The organism is Pseudarthrobacter chlorophenolicus A6 (assembly GCF_000022025.1).
Classification (GTDB): domain Bacteria; phylum Actinomycetota; class Actinomycetes; order Actinomycetales; family Micrococcaceae; genus Arthrobacter; species Arthrobacter chlorophenolicus.
The window spans coordinates 3,188,262-3,207,837 of sequence record NC_011886.1 but is presented as its reverse complement, the minus strand read 5'-3'; the positions used below and the strand labels follow the sequence as shown (position 1 = coordinate 3,207,837).

Below are 19,576 nucleotides of genomic sequence, written 5' to 3'. Positions count from 1 at the left end.
GGCCCGGATCACGCCCTGTCGACGGCCTTAGCGCCGCGGGCTGCCTTGCCCTTGGAACGGGCGGAGTGGAACCGGAAAGCCAGCAAGGCGCCGGCTGCCAGCAATCCTCCGATGACCAGGCCCAGCGTGGTGCCCCCTTCGCCGGTGGCCAGATAGTGCCCCAGGGCCGTCAGCAGGACAGGCGCGAAAGCGGCCAGGCCACCGAGCGGGAGGGTCCCGGTGACCGCTGGCTGCTGCTCCGTCACGGGCTCCGCGGGGACCGGCACCACGGCGCTGCCGCCCACTCGGCTGCGGCGTCCGGCTGCCGGGCCGGGGACAACAGGTTTGCTCGGTGCCGAGAACGACGGCGCGCTGCCGCCAGTAGTGGGGGCCGCCTGGAACCGGTAGGCTTCCCCGTTCACCAGGCCGCGGACCACCACCCGGGAGGTGCCGGGCTCAGCGACGATGATCTCGCCCACCTGCGTGCCCGTGGCATCAACTGTCCTGACGGCGACGCCGCCGGAAGCGGGTGCGGGTGCGGGGTCAGCCGGTGCCGGATTCGCTGGCGGGTCAACCGGTGCGGGGTTGACGGGCCCCGGGTTGGCCGGCGGATCTGCCGGTGCCGGGTTCGCTGGGGGGTCCACTGGTGCGGGCTCAACCGGTGCGGGGTCAACCGGCGGAGTTCCGGGATCCGTCCCTGGGTCTGGAACGGGATCGATGATGACCACCACTTCGCCGTCGCCCGGGATGACCCCGCCGATGCCACCGCCTTCGCCCTCATCGCCTTCGACGGGCTCGTCCTCCGGTGGTTCGGTGACGCCGTCGTCGGCTCCGTTGCCGCCGTTTCCGGTACCGGTTCCGTCGCCAAAGACGAGCAGTTCGACGTTGCGCAGGGTGTCCGTGCCGTCCCGGCCGCCGTTGTGCTGCACGGTGGTGACGGAGCCGGGGGAGCCAAGCGTGCCGTCGCCGCCGGTGGTGGTGATGGTGTAGTTGAACTCAAGGTCCGAGAACAGTGCGGCGTCGGTGCCTCCGGCCGAGCTGAGGATCTCCCGCACCGCAACGACGTCCGCCGGGTCGATGCTGCCGGCGAAGACTGCCTGCTGGAGTGTGGGTCCGGTCAGTGTGCCGTCCGCGGCGCGCTGGAACTGTGCCGTCATGGACGTGGCGCTGCCTACTTCGGTGGCCGGATCTGCGGGATCCGTGCGGACGCTGAGACGGACGCTCAGATAACGGTCGCCGTCGATGATGTCGTTCCCACCGCGGCCTTCGATGGTGTCGTCGCCGCCACCGCCGAGGAGGATGTTGCCCTCGCCCCACACCTGGGATCCGGTAAGGACAGGGCACTCCTTCGACGCCGAAGCGTTGATGACGTCCTCCACCGGTGTTGGCAGGGATGGAACCAGCTGATCGAGCCCAAGGATGCGGTCGATGCCGGCCTGGTCCAGGACGTCACAGCCGATAAAGCCGCCGCCGCCCACCGTCCGGGGGGTGAGGTCGTCGCCGCGGAGGGTGTCAGCGAACGGACCGCCGGAGAGTGCTTCCACCTCGTTGTACCGGTCCCGGACGCCCACCTGCAGGATGTCCAAAGGTGCGATCGGCAGGTTCAGGTCGGCGTCCTGCGGCTGGGGATCGTAGGCACCGGATTCCCAGTCGAAGCCCGACGCCCCGGCCACCTTCTCGATGCCCGGCCCGGCCAGGCCGATGTCGTCGCCGCCTTCCATGTCGTAGTCGTCGTCGCCGCCCTGGCCAATGAGGATGTCGTGGCCGGGTTTCTGCGAATCGTCGAGGAAGAACAGGTTGCTGGAGTCGCCGATGAGCAGGTCGGGGCTGTCGCCGCCCTCGGCCCAGTCGTCCCCGCCGCCGCCGAAGACGCCGTCCAGGCCTTCGCCGGCGATCACGAAGTCGTCGCCTTCGCCGGCGAAAGTTTCGTTCGAGTTAGCCCCGCCGTTGATGAAGTCCTTGCCGTCTCCGCCGAGCATCAGATCCAGGCCCGGGCCGCCGTCGAGCGCGTCATTGCCCGGGCCGCCCTTGAGGATGTCGTCGCCGGCAAGATCGGTGACCACGTCGTTGTCCTCGCCGCCGAGGACCGTATCTGCGCCGTCGCCGCCTTCAATGACGTCGTTGCCTTTTCCGCCCCAGAAGGTGTCGTTGTCCACGCCGCCGTGGACGCGGTCGGCGCGGTCCGTGCCGTTGTACACGGCCTGGCCGTTGATCCCCACTGGGTCCACGGAGTTGGAGGCCCGGTACTTGATGGTGCCGTCGGGCATCCGGAGCAGCAGTGCGGTCTCGCTGCACTCGGTTCCGGCATCGTCCGCCACTGTATTTCCGGAGGCAGCGAATCCTTCGGACGTTCCCGCCAGGTTCTTCAGCTCAAACTTGCAGTCGGCGGTGGCGAACGCGTCAGCCTTCAGGGCCTTTGCGTTCGTGTTGCGCATGATCAGCTCCGCGAAGGAGTTCCCTTCAAGCTGCGCCATCAGGTTCATCCCGGGTGTGCGGGCCAGGTAGTACAGCCGGTCACCGTTCTGCAGGTCCGTCATCTGGCTCTCGAAGACGTAGTTGAAGGTGCTGCCCAGCAGGCCACCGAACATGTTGGTCCGTTCGGCGAGTCCGCCCATCCACAGGTCGATGTCGTCCAGCCCGGTAGTTGATGCTGTGCCGTTGTTGGCCCAGGCATCGGTGCTGTTCATGAATGCCACCGCATCATCCGGGGCCACCTCGCCGGCCAGGGCGTCCGGGCTGACTATCAGGCGGGCGGCTTTCCGTTTGGCGTCCAGGGTGGTGGCGGAAACGATGGAGGGGTGGGTGCCGTAGGCGGCGATGAAGTTGATCAGCGAAGCGGGGTGCTTGATGTTTTCGCCGAAGTCGATCCAGTTGGCGTACGGCTTGAGCTGGCTGTCGTTGGTGGCGCCGTGGAGTTGCCGGCGGAAGACGTTCAGCGCCGGAATTCCTTCGGACCGGCCGCGGGCGAGGTTGATGGCGGCCAGGTCCATCGGCAGGCCCAGCAGCTTGCTGCGCAGGGTGTCCGTGACGAACTCGTCAAGTTCCGCGCCCACCTGGTCCGACATTCCCATGACGATGCTGCCGGCGGCCTCCTCGGAGGTCAGCGGACCTGCGGGGCCGCCGTCGGTGTAGGCGGGCGGGTTCAGGAATCCTCCCAGGAGCGGCAGGTCGTTCTGCGAACCCGGCACGTCGTCCTGCGTGCCCCACACACCGTCGGGCCCCGGGCTGTCCTCGTTGCGCCGCGAGATGGTTTCTGTGAGCATCGAGTGCCCAAAACGGTAGACCGAGTGGGCAAACTCCGCGTTGATGGCCGGGTTGACGTCGGTTTGGGAGAACGCGAAGGGTTCGAAGATGTTCACCGCCGGCTGGATCTTGCGGGCAAACTCCTCGAAGACAAGGTGCTGGTACTCCATTTCCGCGATGAAGCGTGCCGCTTGGAAGAGGCGCTCGCCGTTCCAGCCGTCAGCGCCTGCCGTCGCCCGCCATTCGGTGAGGGCAGCAGTACCGCGGGACGACTTGTCCGATGTGAGAACGTTCTTAATGTCACCCACCAGGCGGTCGTGCTCGGAGTGGAACACCTGGTGTATCGCCGTGAGCCCGATGTTCTCGTTGACCCGTCCGTCGCCGGCGATAAAGTGCGCACCCAGCATCTCGTCGTCGTACGTCCCGGGAGCCTGGGCCGCGAAGTCCGCGGACGCCGTGTTGTCCGCGTCCGGGGCCGGTGCCGCCGGGGGTGTTGCCGGGTTGTGGTCGGTGTCCTGGGGCGAAGGATCTGCGTTGTGGGCGATGTCCGTCAGGAATGGTGTGTTGAAGTACAGGATGTCCTGGGGCACCAGTGTTCCGTTGCCGCCGTTCGCGGTCCGGTCCGCCTCCACCAGCCCGGACCGGGTGACGAACTGCGGCAGCCCGTCTTTGGGGCCGGGGATGAATTTGCCGTAGGCGTCGGCCGCCAGCAGGGGAACGTTGAGTGCGTCCTTGTCCAGGAGCTGGATGCCGAGCATTTCGCGGGCCTGCTTCTTGGTGTCGGCCCAGGTAGCCATGCCGCCGGCCGCGGCCGTACCCGCCGGGCCGCCCAGCAGGCCGCCGGTGGAGACCGGACGGCCCTCGGGGTTGTTGGTGTATTCGCGCAGGAAGACCTGGTGCGAGGAGTGGGACGCATACGTCTGGCTCTGGTCCACCCATGGAGAGTTGGTGTTCAGCGCGTCCTGGAGATCGTCGGCGGTGCCCAGGATGCCGTCCTGGCCCGGCTGGTTCTGCCCGCGGGTGAGGACCATGAAGCGCAGGTGGGGATTGAGGTCGTCCGCGGTGCCGAAATCGTGGTCGGGCCCCGCAATCAGCGGATCGTCGGCCTTGAGCGGCACGTAGACGGTTCCACCGCCCTTGACGGTCTGGTCGATGCCGTGGTCGAAGAACTGGCCGAACAGGGTGAACAGCGAGTTGTAGGGCGGTGACAGGCCCACGTCAGTAGTGACATTGGGGATGTCCAGTGTGTTGTGCGAGGGGACGCAGCCTTCGGGCGCTGCTGCGACCGGGGGGACGGCCTCGGCGTCCGGATCAGTGGTGCACGGCACCACGCCGGTGTTGCCCTGGGACCGGGCGGGGAACCCGGCTGCGGCCACCGCGGCCGGGTTGGTGGAGGTCTGGTCCGCGATCAGGTTGCTGATGGTCCGCGGCCGGGAATCGAAGACGCTTCCCGATTTCTGCGTGTAGCTTGTGGCCACCGGCGGTCCGCCGAACGAGCCGCTCTCGGCGGGTCCGAAGGCCTTGGGTGCCAGCCGCGGGAACACCTGGTCCGAGGCGCCGTAAGTGTCCTGGCCCGGCTGCAGGTTGTTGCAGCTGCCGTCCACGGTCCGCAGGCCGTGGGACAACAGCGGGCTGGCAAGCTGGTTGGGTCCGGTGCCGATCAGCGCCCCGCACGGGCCGGTGGCGGACGTGGTATTTGCCACGTGCGCTTCGGCGATCTTGATCTGCTTGAGGATGTAGGACAGATCGGCCGGGGTGACGGTGAATCCGGAGCCGACCGGGGCCTGTACGGCCTGGGCTGCCAACGGAGGCAGGCCCATGGATGCCACCAGCGCCAGTGCCCCTGATGCTGCAAGGGCACGCAGCCCTGCTCCGGTGGTGGTGCCATTTCGTCTGCACGCTGTTGCGCGAGGTGCTTTCCCCATGCCGTGACTGCTCCCCAGTAGCGCCGGCTTCCCAGTTGAGCCGGCTACGCAAAGCCATGGTGGAGGAGCGTTCTAGGGAAAAGCTTGGTGATTCCAAGGAACGCTAGCGGTCCCCGCCTTTATCGTCCGTGGAATCGTGGCCCTTGCCGTCGTCGGAAGCGTCCCGTTCGCGGAGGCCGCCCTTGTCGTCGTTGAGGTCGTGCGCAGCGCCGTCGTCGGAGACGCCCGGTGCGCGGAGGCCGCCCTTGTCGTCGTTGAGGTCGTGGGTGGGGCCGTCGTCGGAGACACCCGGGGCGCGGAGCCCGCCCTTGTCGTCCACAGGACCGGGGGCGTGCGTGACCTGGACCGGAGGCAGGGTCACCGGCTGGGCCGGCACGATCTGGGTTTCCGGAGTGTGCTCGGGCACCGCCGTGATGCTGGCGGTCGGTGTGGGCGTGGCCAGTGCTGACGGCGAATCGTCGGGCTTGGGCGAGTCTTCGAAGGTCGCCGGCTTGCTGCCGGAATCAACATTGGAGACCACGACGCCGGGGGAGACGGCGGGAGGCGGCCCGGCATTCGCCTGGGCCCAGACGGTCAGGCTGGCAGCGCCGAGGACGGCGGCGAGGGGGAGGTACCACAGCTTGGACATTGGTCTTCCTTTCATTTGCTGGTTCCACCACTCTTCCTCGCCGCTGTGAAAGGGAAATGAATCTTCCATGAGAGACCTCTCATCCATGGGTCAGGGTTGTGATTCAGGCTGTTCACGGTGCCGGCTCGGGACTCGTTGGGCCGGCAGGGACCGGGGTGAAGCGGTAGCCGGCTCCCCGGACGGACTGGAAGTGCTCCGGGCCCAGCTTGGTGCGGAGGTACCCGACGTAGACGTCCACCACGTTCGAGGACCCGTCGAAGTCGTAGCCCCAGACCCGGCTGAGCAACTGTTCCCGGCTCAGCAGCTTGCCGGAGTTCTCCACGAACACGCGGGCCATGGCGAACTCGCGGGCGGACAGGGACACTGTGCGGCCCCGCACGTTGGCGCACCGGAGGTCCACATCCAGGCTGACGTCCCCGCTTGCGGGGGCCACCGCCGCCGGCACTGCCGGAGCGTCCCGAAGCCGAAGCCGGATGCGCGAAAGCAGCTCCTCGAAACGGAACGGCTTGCTCATGTAGTCATCCGCGCCGCCGTCGAGCGCTGCCAGCGTGTCCGGAAGGGAATCCCGGGCCGTCAGCACGATGACCGGAACGGTGCAGTTCATGGCGCGCAGGGCCGAGAGTACGCCGAAGCCGTCCATCCGCGGCATCCCGATGTCCAGGATCAGCAGGTCGAACTCACCGGAACTGCCGTAGTCCAGCGCCCGGATGCCGTCCTCCACTGACGACGTGGTGTAGCCGGCCGCCGTGAGGCCCTTGGCGATGAAGGCGGCGATCCGTGGCTCGTCGTCGGCGATCAGAATGCGAGCCACGATGTTCCTGACGGAAGGGAGAGGACAAACCTGCTGCCCACGTTGACCCGTGATGACAGCCGTACGGAGCCGCCGTGCGCTTCGGCGATCGCCTTGACGATGGGCAGGCCCAGTCCGGATCCCTCGACACCCCTCGATACGCCGGCGCGGGCGAACCGGTCGAAGATCCGCTCCTGGTCCGCGGCGCTGATGCCGCACCCCGTGTCGGCCACCCAGATATCAATAGTGGGTTCATGCTGCTGTTCGGATGCGCTGTCCTTTGCCGTGACCCATGCCGCGCCGATCGAGATGATGTCGCCGGGCTCCGTGGAGTGCACGGCGTTGGCGGCCAGCTGCTCAATGGCCTGGGTGAGGCGGTTGCGGTCCGCCCGGAACCAGCCGCCGGGCAGCTGCTCAATTTGCCAGTGCCGGTCTCCCAGGACGCGGATCCGCTCCATGGCGGCTTCGAGGAAGGAATCGGTATCGATCCAGTCGGGCCGGACAAAGTCGGGCCGTCCGCTCCTGGCCAGCACCAGGAGTTCGTTGACCAGGGACTGCATCCGGTCCACTTCCTCCAGGAGCAGCACCCGGGTTTCAGCGACGTCCATGGCATCTGCCGGCTGCAGCAGCTGCAGGTGGCCGCCGATGATGGTCAGCGGTGTCCTCAGTTCGTGGCTGGCGTCATCCACGAACTGCCGCTGGTCCTCGATCCCCACTTCCAACCGGTCCAGCATGCGGTTGAAGTCCGTTGCCAGCTGCGAGACGTCATCGTCGCCGGGCGGGACGGTGACGCGGCTGCTTACGTCCTCGAAGGTGGTGGTTTCGGTAGCCTGGCGCAGCCGGCGGATGGGGACGAAGAGGCGTCCGGTCACGGCGTACCCCACGGCGCCGGCCAGCAGCAGGATGGCCAGCGAAACCATGGCAAAGGTTCCGAAGGAGGCCACCATCTGCTCCCGCTGCTGCCCGATCTCGTTCCCCGCCACCAACACACCGTTCGGGGAATCCCCGCCCAGTGACACGGGGGTGATGGCCAGCCGCACCAGGTGGCCGTCCATAACCACGTCCCGCAGGGCAGTGGTGCCGTCCAGGGGTACGGCGAGCGCCGTTTCGAGTACCTGCGGCTGGCCAAGATTGCGGGCCTGGGCGCCGGCGGGCAGGAAGGTGTCCCCTCCCGCGACGCTGGCCATCACCGACTCATACCGGCCCAGGGTGCCGCCCCGCAGGAAGACGGTGAACAGGTCATCGAGGGACGGGTAGGGCGCGCCGCCGGGAAGGCCCTGGTCCACAATGTCCTGGAGGCGTGCTGACTGGTGCAGCAGGTCTTCGCTGACCTTGCTGTTGAGGTCCCGCAGGTCCAAGGCAAGTGTGGTGGTGCCGGCAACGAACAGTCCCACCGCGAGGAAGGCCAGGACAGTGGTGAGGACCCGGACCCGGACGGTCCGCAGGCCTGCCCGGACGCCCCGAAGCGCCGCGGGGATTGCCCGCCACGAGCGGACCATGGGACCTGCCCCCCACCTGTCGGACGGTGCAGAGGCGGGGGTTCTACGCAGATTCATGGGCGTCTCCATTCCTTTTCCGGCCGGCTTTTGCGGAGGCGGGTTCGTCATACCGCGCTGTGGTGCCGTCTCGTTGCCAAATTAGGGGGACCCGGTTGGGGATTCCTTTGACAGGGGTTGCGCGCAAGTCCGGTGCACCACCTAGGGTTTTCCCAACATTTGCCATGCCGGCAGCACACCGCTTTGACCTGCGGAAACACGGTCCGAGGTCCGCTGTGGCGCCCGTCCGGGGCTGGTTGGCGGGCAGAAATGCCAAGTACCCACTTCCGGCGGGCCAAGTAGTCGGGAGAAAAACCCGAAATCTGATGTGAGTACTTACTACTGTTGTCTGACTTTTGCCTGGGAACTGCAATTGAGGCAGAAGGTTCGATCACTCATCGGGGGAGTAATTGGTGGCTACATTGGAAATGGGTGCAGGGCTGATGGGTCCGGGATCGGGAGCGCCGTCGACGACGCCGGCGCTCCGCATCTCGGTTCTTGGTCCTTTGACGATCCGGCGCGGCAATGTGGAGCTCCGAGCCAATGACCTCGGCGGTCCCAAACCCCGCCAGGTCCTCGAGATCCTGCTCCTGAATCTGGGCTCGGCGGTCTCGAAGACCCGCATCATGGACCTGCTGTGGGGCGGCAACCATCCGGCTGTTGCCCTCCCCACCCTGGAGAGCTATGTCAGCGTCCTGCGGCGAAACCTGCAGCCCGGCTCCGGCAGGACGGGACCCCTGCGGACGGTCACCGGGGGATATGCGATAGACCGTTCCTCGGTGGAACTGGACCTGGACCGTTTCGTTTCCCTGACCAAGCAGGCCAGCCACGCCGCCCCGGCAGCTGCATTGTCGCTGCTGAGTGAAGCCTTGGAGCTCGGTTCCGCCCCGCTCCTGGGGGATGAACTCCTTCCTGCCTGGGCGGAGGAGGAGCGGTCGCTGCACGCGGCACGCGTGGCGCTGGCCCGGGTACAGGCCGCGGAACATGCCCTGGCCGTGGGGCAAGCAGACAAGGCCGTTGCATGGGGCGTTGCCGCTACTAATGAGGATCCGCTCAATGAGCGGGGCTGGAACGTGCTGATCCTGGGTCTTGAACGGAACGGGCAGGTCAACGAAGCCCTGCGTGCCTTCGAACGCTGCCGCAGGATCATGGACGTCGAGCTGGGGTGCATGCCCTCTCCCTCGCTGAAGCAGGCGCAGGCCCGGCTCCTGGAGCGGACGGGCGCCCCTGACGTATCTCCCAGGGCCAGCGCCACCGCCCGCCCGCTGCGTGAGGTCCAACCCGTGGCTGCACCTACGGCCCGGCCGGAACCGGCAGTTACTGATCGGTTGCGCGTCCTCATCGTGGACGACCACACCATCTTCTCCGACCTGCTGGCCGGCGCGCTGGACCGGGAACCGGACCTCAAAAGCCTGGGTGCCGCCAAATGCGTGGAATCTGCTGTGACCATGTTCCGGGAACTGCGTCCCGACGTCGTGATCATGGACCTGCACCTTGCCGACGGTTCCGGGCTGCACGCGGCCCAGCGCATCCTGTCCGAAGCCCCGCAGGCCCGGGTGGTGATGCTGACCGGCAACCCCTCCCAGGACGCGCTGCGGGAGGCCGCCCGCATGGGGATCTGCGGGTTCCTGCCGAAGGACGGCGCCTTGGGCCTCATGCTGGACACGCTGCGGCACGCCCGCCCGGGCAACCTGATTGTGCATCCGTCATTGGTGGCGCGGTTGGGCGCAGGGCCGGAGTCCGCGCCGGAATCTGCTGCCTGACCACAGGCGCTGAGAGTGAAAGATCTCCGCCGCAGGACCCGCGGCAACTCCGGTGCCGCCCCCGAAGCCGTCCAGCGGCGCGAGGTGCGGATGGCCGTGGCCCGGTTCCTGGCGGCCGGCTTCGCAGCGCTGGTACTGGTGGCCACACCGGTGACTTTTTGGATCCGCGATGCCGCCGAACAGCATGCCCTTGTCAACGCCAGGGAGTTCACCCAGCGTCTCGCGGACAACGTTGTGGGCCCGCTGATCACCCCGCAGCTTCTGGCCCAGGACCCTGCAGCCCTGGAGGAGCTGGACCAGCGGGTGGCGCCATGGCTGGCCAACGGAGGCGTCACCAGGATCAAGGTGTGGGATGCAAAAGGCAAGGTGGTGTACTCGGACGTCCCGTCCCTGATCGGTGAGGACTTCGAACAGGAAGAGTGGGCGCACCTCCTCCTGGCCGGCGGTCCGGCCACGGCCACCGTCGAGTCCCAGACTGCCGAAGAAAACGAGTTCGAGGCCTCGTCCGGGGAACTGGTGGAGGTCTACGTCCGTTCCGCCGCCAAGGACGGGGCACCAATGATCTTCGAAACGTATTCCTCAGGCGCGGCGGTACGTGCGGAACAGCAGGCGGTCCTGCTCAGCATGATCCCGCCCGTGCTGTTGTCACTGGCAGTACTTCAGCTGGTCCTGCTGATTCCGGCGGTCCGCCTGGCCAAGCGGATCCAGTTCCACCAGGCGCAGCGCAACGCGCTGCTGCACTGCGCCATCGAGGCCTCCGACCAGGAACGGCGCCAGATCGCCAGTGAGCTGCACGACGATGTCATCCAGAACCTGTCCGGACTGGCCTACGCCCTCGAGTCGGAAGAGCGCCGCGGCCAACCCGGCCAGCAGCAGGTGTTCGCCGACGCACGGACCATGCTCCAGCGCGACATCAAGGCGTTGCGCGCCATGACCAGCGAACTCTATCCGCCGGACCTCGAAGAACTGGGGCTGAAGGCGTCCATCATGAGGCTGGAGGCACCCCTGGTGGAACGCGGCATCGCCTTCACCGCCAGCATCCCGGAGCAGGTGACCCTGGACCGGGACCGGGCGGTGCTGGCCTACCGGGTGGCACGCGAGGCGCTGGTCAACGCCACCAAGCATTCCGGGGCCTCGGCCGTGGACATCCAGATCCGGCAATCCGGCGAGCTCACCCAGATCACGGTCTCGGACGACGGGCAGGGCTTCAACCCCCGCACCGCGCACCGGGAAGGCCACTTCGGCCTTCGAATCCTCAAGGACACCGTTCACCAAGCGGGGGGAACCCTCCACATCCGTTCGGCCCCGGGCCAGGGAACCTTTGTTACGGCGACATTCCGTGCTGCCACGCCGGCGGTCCGGTGGGCCGGCCGGTACCCCTCCAAGGGCCGCGGCAACCACGCCATGGAGCCGGAAACCATTTAGCAGTTTGCCCGTTGGCAGCAAATGAGACCCGGTTCCGCCACAAATGGCCAGGGCCACCACGAAGATCCCGTGCCACAACAAAGGTACGGGCCACAACAAAGGTCCGGCGTCCCCCGTATAGAGCGGGAGACGCCGGACCTTCCTATGGTTGAGCAGGCGCTACTTGTTCGCCACGGTGATGGGTCCCGCCGTGCCACCCAGCGTGGATTCGATCCAGATGTTGCCGGGGTTGGTTGCCGGTGCGTTGCCGTCCCGCAGGCGGAGGGTGAAGACGCCGCCGGTTTCCGGTGCCGCAGCAGCCGTTACCGGGGCCGTGCCGATGATGGTGCCACCGGGGCCGCCCACCCGGACGGTGACCGTCCCGCCCACGGCACTGCTGGTGCCGTTGACCCGGAAGTCCCTGCTCTTCCACTGACCGCTCGCGGTAACCCGGTCCGGAACCGGAGTCACGGTGACCACATCGGTCTTCGTGACGCCGCCCGCCGTGACCGCCAGCTCGAAGGTGAGCGGCTTGTTGGTCATGGGGTACTTGAACACGGGCAGGTTGAACGTGGGCTGCAGCGTGGTGCTGCCGCTCAGCGTAACCCCGTCAGGATCGGTGGGGCCCGCCAGCACCTGCCGCCACTGGTAAGTGGCTCCTGCGCTGGTGGAACCCCTGCCGTCAAGCGTTACAGGGGTTGCGGTGGTGCGGCGCGCAACGTTCTGGTCCGGACCGGCGCTGGCCACCACATCGCCCTGGACAGTGACCGGATCGCTCATGGCGGATTCGGGGCTGTCGCCGTTGCTGTTGCCGGCACGCACGGTGAAGCGGTACTGGGTGTCCCCGGCGAGCCCGTCGTACACCAGGCTGGTCACGTCCCCGGCCACCTTCTTCGCCGATCCGAATGCTGCCCCGTCTGCCGTGTAGGCCTGCACGGTGTAACCGGTGATGGTCAGTCCTTCAGCACCGGGATTTGGTGCCGTCCAGGTCACCGTGGCCGTGCCCTTCCCGGCCACTGGGGCTCCGGAAAAGGTGGGCGCCGCAGGGACTGGGTCATTGGTGATGCTGAACTCGACGGTGGCCTTGTCCGAGACGTTGCCGGACGGGTCGATGGCGGCGTAGGTGAACTTGCTGGTTGCCGTTACCGGGACCGGGTCCTTGTAGAGGATGGCTCCCTCGGCGGCCACGCCTCCACTGCCGATGGGATCGGACCCGTCCAGCGTGTAGTAGATGTCGCTGCCCTGTTCGCTGGCGGTCAGCGTCAGTTCCTGCGCAGTCGGGAAGGTTCCACCCGTGGGCGAGGCCGTCACCGTTGGCGGGGTGGAGTCCGTTTCCGGAATGAACGGAACAGCCGGGAAGGTCTCGCCGGCGCTGCTCACTGAGACCACGTAGACGTCGTACTCCTCGCCGGAGGTGAGCCCCTTGATGGTGGTGCCGGCGGCTTTCGGATCGCTGATGCGCACGCCCGATTCGGCCTGTTCGCGGCCGGTGACGGTATGGCCGACGGCGGTGACGCGGTAACCGGTGATGGCGGGGGTCCCGGGGACTGCTTGAGCCGGGGTCCAGTTGACCTTCAGGTCCCCGCCCACCTTGGCCACCTTGACGTTGGTGGGCCCGGCCGGTCCCGACTGGAGCGGGCCGTTGGGGCAGCCGCCCATTCCGGGGCCGCCCAGCTCGCCGAACTCGGCGATGGTCAGGCCCTGGCGGTTTGCATCGACGTCTTCGACTTCCCACGCCATGGCGCGCTCGCCGGAAGCGGCTGCCGCTATCTCGGCTGTGGCCGCATCGTTGAACTCATACGTTGCCGTGAACGTGCCGGCGGTGCCAAACGTCAGGCTGGAGCTGTAACCGTCTTCGGCGGTGAGCGTTCCGGGGACTGCCCGGACGTCGCGGCGGCCCACGCTGGTGTCCTTGAGGGCCGGCTCAACAATCCGCTGTTCCATCTGGGCGGGGTTGACGCCGGCTCCTGCATGGCCCTTGACGGTCAGCGTGGTGCCGGACAGGGAGGAATGCTCGGTGACGTAGGCATCCTGGACCGTGGTGGCCCCTGCCTCGGCGCCGTTGAACTTGATGGAGACGACGTCGCCGGGCTGGATATCGGGGGTGACGTTCAGCCCCGTACCGGCGCCCCAGCAGTATCCCCCGGGGTGGTTGATTTCGAAGGCCACGTCCCCGGCGGTCACCACGCCCTGGGCGGACCCGATCACTCCGGCCCCCTTTCGGGTGACTTCCACCAACGCGGTCTGGCCCACGCGGTCCTGGTAGCCCTCGATGGTGACAAAGTCCCGGTCCGGGAAGACCACAAGGTTGTCCGGAAAGGTGGGGACGGCCGCGTTGGCGGAGGGAATGGCCATCAGGGAAGTGGCGCAGAGTATGGCGGAGACGCCGGCAATGGTGCCGGCTCTGGCGTAACTGACGCGGAACCGCGGCCCTCCCGGTTCGTGCTGTGGTGATGTCATGAGAACCTCACTGATCCTGGGTGCTTGCGCAAGGTGTTCGCGCATGCCCTGACGGTAGGAACGTGACCTTGCGGAAACGCTGGTTACGCCACCCGGGAGTGGCGGAATCCGCCAGGGAAACGCTGCCCGGCAAAACATCCCCGCCGGACCCCAAGGAGTTCCCTAGAAGCCCGGGCAACACTGTCCGGCATGGCATCAACAGCAACCATCAGGCGCATCCGGGTCCTTGTCCCGCTCATCCTCCTCACCCTGGTGGGGACACTCGTGGCGGGCATTGTGACTGCTGCGCCGCGGACGCCGCCGGCAATGCTGGGTGCCTCGGGAAGCCTCGACGGCGGGCTGGGACGAATCAACGGGGTCATACCCCTCGAAGCCGACGGCTGGACGCCCCCATCAGCCCCGGCATCCCTCGCCAGCCCGCCGGACGGGGAAATGCATAGGGTCCGCATCCTCGTGGAACTGACAGCCATGGAGAAGGACGGTATTTACTTCGACCCGTCCCGGTACGCCGTTTCGGCCCTGGGCACGGGCAGCTGGAAGCCGGTCTGGGCCACTCCCGCCCCGGCCCAGGTCCCGCAGGGGGAGAGCCTGAACGCCACGCTGGTGTTCGAACTCCCGGACCGCGCCATCGACCTGACCCTGGAGCTGCCCGGTGGGCCGGGACTGTCCCTCGGTGCAGGGCACCACCGGGGCGCCAAGTGAACCGTCCCGCCAGCTGCGGGACTTCCATGAATTTCCCAAGGACCAGGCAACCCGGGCAGGGAATCCCCAAGCTGGGCCCTGCACAGTCTGGTTATTGAGCAAAGGAGACACCCAATGTCCATTTCACGCCGCCAGGTCCTGTTGATCGGAGGACTGGGAGTCCTTGGGGCGGGAGCCGCCATGTTGCCCACGGGTTCGGTTGAAGCGAAGTCCGCCAGCCGGCTCAGCGACAAGGAGATGCCCCGGCCGTTCCAGTCAGCCTTTGTGCAGGCGCCGTTCCTGGCGCCCTACGCCACCGGCATCGATCCCGCGGACGGCCTGCCGGTCAACTACTACAAGGTGACGGAGAAAGCGGCCGCGGCCAACATCCTGCCGCGGCTCACCACGCCGATCCTGGGCTACAACGGCATCTTCCCAGGGCCCACCATCAGCCTGGACCAGGGGACGAAGGCCGTGCTGCGGGTGCGCAACCAGCTCCCGGCCCAGCACGCGCTCGACGGGCATGCCCTGTCCACGTCCACCCACCTGCATGGCTCGGCGTCGCTGCCGCAGTATGACGGCTACGCCTCCGACATCACGCACCCGGGCTTCTACAAGGATTACCACTACCCCAACTTCCAGCCGGCACGCACCCTCTGGTACCACGATCACGGCGTCCACTTCACGGCCCTGAATGCGTACTCGGGCCTCGCGGCGCAGTACCACATGCACGATCCGCTGGAACGCCAGCTGCTCCCGCAGGGCCGCTACGATGTGGCGCTGACCGTCAACGATGTCATGTTCGCCGCCAGCGGGGCACTGGGCTACGACGACAACACCCATTCAGGCCTGTGGGGGGACGTGATCCTGGTTAACGGGAAGCCCTGGCCGGTGATGAAGGTCCAGAAGCGCGTCTACCGGTTCAGGATCCTCAACGCCTCCATCTCCCGCTCCCTTCGTCCCACCCTCAGCACCGGCGATCCGCTGGTGGTGGTGGGAACCGACGGTGGCCTGGTGCCCACGGCCCAAAGTGTGACCAGCTACCGGCACGGCGGTGCAGAGCGCTACGAGGTGCTGATCGACTTCCGGAAGTACAAGACCGGGCAGCGGATCGAGCTCCGGAACCTGTCCAACAAGAACAACGTGGACTACGACTACACCAACAAGATCATGGCCTTCGATGTCACCGACGAGCCCGTGGACACCACCGACCCCACCTGGAACCGAATCCCCACCACCCTGGTGGGAAGCGAGGCAATGTCGCTGAAGGCCAGCCAGTCCGTAAAGACCCGGTCGTTCCGGGTCAAGCGGAACGACGCCACCAACATGTGGACCATCAACGACGACAGCTGGCAGGACGTGATTGCCAGCGGGTACAAGAAGGTGGCCGCGGACCCGGCGCTGAACGCGGTGGAGATCTGGGAAATCGAAAACAAATCGGGGGGCTGGTTCCACCCGGTCCACATCCACCTGGTGGACTTCCAGATCCTCAGCCGCAACGGCCAGGCGCCCATGCTGCACGAGCGGGGCCCCAAGGACGTGGTCTACGTGGGTGAGGACGAGAAGGTCCGGCTGCTGATGAAGTTCACCCCCCAGCAGGGCCTTTACATGATGCACTGCCACAACCTGCCCCATGAGGACCACGACATGATGGTCCAGTTCCGGGTGGGCCTCAAAGAATCGGACGTGGACGTGAACGATCCCATGACTGCCGCAAAAGCCGAGTGGGACGACGAAACGGATTGACCACACAACGTACGACGACGGGCGGCGGCCGGGGTGGAAGCCCCGGCCGCCGCCGATGGTTGCGGCAGCAGGGGGCAGGCCGACGCGTGCCGCGCCGCCTAGCGCTCGCGCTCGTCCCGGCGCTGGCATTGCTCGGCGCCCGGGCATGGCTGGTAGAGCCATTTACCGTTTCATCGGACAGCATGGAACCCGTTATTCCCCAGGGTTCGGTGGTGCTGATGTACAAACCGGCTGCGGCCTCAGGCACGGTGGGCCGCGGCGTGGTGGTGGCCTTCACGAGCCCGGAAGACGGTCACGTGGCCATCAAGCGGGTCATCGCCTTGGCCGGGCAAAGCGTGGCCATCCGGGATGCTGAACTCTTTGTGGACGGCCTGCACGTTGACGAGCCGTTCATTGATCACAGCCGCATCGACGCCACGTACTTCGGCCCCGTGACCGTTCCTGCAGGAAGCATCTTCGTGCTGGGCGACAACAGGGGCGTGTCCGTTGATTCACGGGACTACGGTGCAGTGCCGCTCACTGCCATCCAGGGCACCCTGCTGACGGGGGAGAGGTAGGGAACTTCCGGCTGGCATCCGCCACCTTGGAGGAACCTTTGGCTCCCCGGACCTTCTCTTCTGGCGCCAAGCTAACCCCAATCCGCAGTGATTAGCCTGCTTGAAATTGGCGGCACCGCAGCCCGGAAGGACGGACATGAGAATCCCCGCAAACCCTAAGCCCCCTGTTGTGGACAAGGCATTCCTTCTTGAATTGGAGCTTGATCGCGAGCAGGGCAACGGGTGCCGGCAGGTCTTCGTGGATGACTTTATCGCGGGCCTGCCGCGCCGGGTGGACAGGCTCCGGCTCGCCCTGTCCACCGCTGACACAGCGGGTGCCCTTGCTGCGGCCAGGGCACTGAAAGTCTCCAGCCAAATGGTGGGTGCAGAGCGTTTGGCCGGCCTGATGCTGGACCTGGAGGAGGAACTCAGGGGACCTGCCTACGAGGCGGAAACCATCAGGTTGCCCAAGCTGGCCGTAGTTTTTTACACGCCGGTCAACCGGTGTGCGATGCGGACCGCCGACCACCTGCAGGCGGCCCCCTTCGCCGCCGTGTCTTAGCAGCCCACCGGGACAGCACTTCGACGTTCCGCCGGGCTGACCGGGCGTGCGGCACGGTGCCGGTCAGCCGATGATGGGCCGCTCCTCGGGCAGCCGGAAAAGCCGCGGACGGGCGGATAACGCCAGCGCGGACGCGACGGTGACGGTGCCGATGCGACCGGTAAACATGAGCACCATGAGGACCCACTGTGCCGCGGGCGGCAGGGTAGGTGTGATGCCCGTGCTCATGCCCACCGTGCCGAACGCCGAGATGGATTCGAACAGCACCTTCTCCAGGCTGTGGTCTGTGAGCATCAGCAGCATCATGGTGCCGACGATGACGGCTGCAATGCCCAGCAGGGCAACCGAGAGTGCCTGGCGTTGCGAGGAGGAGCTGATGGACCGGTGCGCGATGGTGACTGTGTCCCGGCCCCGGACTTCGTTCCAGATGGCAAACCCGAGGACAAGGAACGTCGTGATCTTGATGCCGCCCGCCGTGCCTGCGCTGCCTCCGCCAATGAACATCAGGACGTTGGTGACCATCAGGGTCTCCGGTGATGCGGCGCCGTAGTCGATGCTGTTGAAGCCCGCGGTCCGCGGGAAGACGCTGCCGGCAAAGGAGCCGACGAGCTTGCCGGTGAGCGAGAGATTGCCAAGGGTTTCGCCCCGGTTCCATTCGAAAGCTGCAAACAGCGCCATGCCTACGGCCAGCAGGAACAGTGTGCCGTAAACGGTCAACCGCAGGTGCACCGTCCAGTTCCTGGGATGCACCCCACCCCCGGTGAGCTGGATGATGACCGGGAAGCCGAGCCCTCCGGCGATGATGGCCAGGCAGATGGGGACGATGACCCACGGGTCTTCCGCGAAGCCGATGAGGCTGTTGCTGTAAAGGGCGAATCCCGCGTTGTTGAATGCCGATACCGCATGGAAGATACCGTGCCAGGCGGCGCCCACTGGGTCTTTGCCGTAGCTGATCCAGAAGTGCACCGTCAGCACAAGGGCTGTTAAGCCTTCAAAGAAGAGCATGATCCTTGCCACCCGGAGCAGGACGGAGCGGACGTCACCCAGGTTCAACGTATGTGTTTCGGACTGGGCCACGAGCTGGCCGCGCAGCCCAATGCTCTTCCTTACAAGGAGCGCCAACAAGGTGGCGAGGGTCATGATTCCGAAGCCGCCCGCCTGGACCAGGCCCAGGATGACCGCCTGACCGAACGGCGTCCAGTACGTGGCCGTGTCCACCGTTGCCAGGCCAGTCACGCACACGGCCGACACCGAGGTGAAGGCTGCCGCCATGAAGGCGTCGGGGCCGTTTCCGGTGCGGGATGCGGGCAGCATCAGCAATCCAGCGCCCACAATGATGACCGCCAGGAACGCCAAAGGAAGCGAGCGGACCGGGTGCGAGAGGAGCCGCCGGAGCACGCTTTCCCTCCGGCTTGGGCCGTCCTTAGTTCCCGCCTGCGCAGCCATGCTGAAGACGTCCCGCGCCCGCCCGGCGCGGGTTCGGTCACCCGGGCTGCCAGGCCGGGCAACGAGGCTGCCGGGTCCGCTCACGGGCGGCCGGCCCTCGACTTTCCTGCTCATCCTGGTGTGGTCTCCGGACGCCCGTTCCGGGCAGGGTTGCGGCTGCTGACCACCGGAGCCTAGCACCGGGTTTCGCGTCCCCGTTTGGCCATCCGGCGGATCTTGACGCTTTCTTAACGCCTGGCCAAATTGCCTCCGCCTTCTGAAACGCGCCCGGACTCAAACGTAATCACGCGGTCGGCCCGGCCGATGTCCGCAGCGTCATGGCTGGCCTCCAGGACCGTGACGCCACGCCGCAGCTCCTCCGCCACGGCGGCCCGGATGAGCCGGTGGGCCTCGGCATCGAGCCCGGCGGTGGGTTCGTCGAGCAGGAGGATGGTGGATTCCTGCGCCAGCCCCTGGGCGATCAGCGTGCGCTGCCGCTGCCCGCCGGAAAGCTCGCGCAGTTGGCGGCCGGCAAGCTCCAAGATTCCCATCCGGTCCATGCTGTCCGCCACCACCCGGCGGTCCGCGGCCCGGAGCGGGCGTCCCCGGCGGTGCGGCCAGCGTCCCATTTCCACCGCCTGGCGCACCGTGCACGGCATGGTGGCCGGCGCTTCGATGTGCTGGATGACGTATGCGGGCCGGGCGTGGGTGGTGACGGTGCCGCTGTCCGGTGCCAGCACTCCGGCGGCCATGGCCAGAAGGGTGGACTTTCCTGAGCCATTACGCCCGGTCAGGACGGTGTGCGTCCCTGATGCGAACGCCAGGCTGACGCCCGCCAGCACCTGCCGGTCCGGATAGGCGTACCCCACATTGCTGAACCTGACGGCCTCCATGCTCCT

13 protein-coding genes are annotated in these 19,576 nt (G+C 66.9%); 6 read left to right on the top strand and 7 right to left on the bottom strand.

The window, feature by feature from the left end:
• Positions 1–8: 8 nt before the first annotated feature.
• The 4 genes from ACHL_RS14505 to ACHL_RS14490 form a co-directional block, all read right to left on the bottom strand.
• On the bottom strand, positions 9–5,147 hold the full coding sequence (locus ACHL_RS14505) for a peroxidase family protein (RefSeq protein ID WP_015938032.1): 5,139 nt from the start codon (positions 5,145–5,147) through the stop codon (positions 9–11).
• 103 nt (positions 5,148–5,250) lie between these two features.
• Entirely contained in the window at positions 5,251–5,775 is a 525-nt protein-coding gene (locus ACHL_RS14500) for a hypothetical protein (protein WP_015938031.1), read from the bottom strand.
• Between the two features lie 112 nt (positions 5,776–5,887).
• Positions 5,888–6,586, bottom strand: a complete 699-nt coding sequence (locus ACHL_RS14495) for a response regulator transcription factor (RefSeq protein WP_015938030.1) — start codon at positions 6,584–6,586, stop codon at positions 5,888–5,890.
• Positions 6,571–8,121 (bottom strand): sensor histidine kinase, encoded by a 1,551-nt coding sequence (locus ACHL_RS14490; protein ID WP_015938029.1) that lies wholly within the window; start codon positions 8,119–8,121, stop codon positions 6,571–6,573. The genes ACHL_RS14495 and ACHL_RS14490 overlap by 16 nt, the downstream gene beginning before the upstream one ends.
• Before the next feature lie 392 nt (positions 8,122–8,513).
• On the opposite strand from ACHL_RS14490, the gene ACHL_RS14485 reads away from it, so the two are divergent.
• A complete protein-coding gene (locus ACHL_RS14485; RefSeq protein ID WP_015938028.1) occupies positions 8,514–9,863 on the top strand; it encodes a BTAD domain-containing putative transcriptional regulator in 1,350 nt (449 codons plus the stop codon).
• 15 nt (positions 9,864–9,878) lie between these two features.
• The gene (locus ACHL_RS14480; protein ID WP_015938027.1) at positions 9,879–11,288 is read left to right on the top strand and encodes a sensor histidine kinase; all 1,410 of its coding nucleotides are present in this window, start codon (positions 9,879–9,881) and stop codon (positions 11,286–11,288) included.
• 159 nt (positions 11,289–11,447) lie between these two features.
• Here the strand turns inward: ACHL_RS14480 and ACHL_RS14475 are convergent, their stop codons facing one another.
• Entirely contained in the window at positions 11,448–13,727 is a 2,280-nt protein-coding gene (locus ACHL_RS14475) for a fibronectin type III domain-containing protein (protein ID WP_015938026.1), read from the bottom strand.
• Positions 13,728–13,916: 189 nt separating this feature from the next.
• Between ACHL_RS14475 and ACHL_RS14470 the strand changes: the two genes are divergently transcribed.
• The 4 genes from ACHL_RS14470 to ACHL_RS14455 all read left to right on the top strand — a co-directional run bounded on the left by ACHL_RS14470 (position 13,917) and on the right by ACHL_RS14455 (position 17,252).
• Positions 13,917–14,429, top strand: coding sequence for a hypothetical protein (locus ACHL_RS14470; RefSeq protein WP_015938025.1), 513 nt, complete (start codon positions 13,917–13,919; stop codon positions 14,427–14,429).
• Positions 14,430–14,543: 114 nt separating this feature from the next.
• Positions 14,544–16,154, top strand: coding sequence for a multicopper oxidase family protein (locus ACHL_RS14465; RefSeq protein ID WP_015938024.1), 1,611 nt, complete (start codon positions 14,544–14,546; stop codon positions 16,152–16,154).
• Between the two features lie 86 nt (positions 16,155–16,240).
• On the top strand, positions 16,241–16,711 hold the full coding sequence (lepB, locus tag ACHL_RS14460; protein WP_015938023.1) for a signal peptidase I: 471 nt from the start codon (positions 16,241–16,243) through the stop codon (positions 16,709–16,711).
• A gap of 136 nt (positions 16,712–16,847) precedes the next feature.
• On the top strand, positions 16,848–17,252 hold the full coding sequence (locus ACHL_RS14455) for an Hpt domain-containing protein (RefSeq protein WP_015938022.1): 405 nt from the start codon (positions 16,848–16,850) through the stop codon (positions 17,250–17,252).
• Positions 17,253–17,315: 63 nt separating this feature from the next.
• Here the strand turns inward: ACHL_RS14455 and ACHL_RS14450 are convergent, their stop codons facing one another.
• Together ACHL_RS14450 and aztA are read right to left on the bottom strand one after the other, a co-directional pair.
• A complete protein-coding gene (locus ACHL_RS14450) occupies positions 17,316–18,698 on the bottom strand; it encodes a TrkH family potassium uptake protein (protein ID WP_015938021.1) in 1,383 nt (460 codons plus the stop codon).
• Positions 18,699–18,925: 227 nt separating this feature from the next.
• Positions 18,926–19,570, bottom strand: coding sequence for a zinc ABC transporter ATP-binding protein AztA (gene aztA / locus ACHL_RS14445; RefSeq protein ID WP_015938020.1), 645 nt, complete (start codon positions 19,568–19,570; stop codon positions 18,926–18,928).
• Between the last annotated feature and the right edge of the window lie 6 nt (positions 19,571–19,576).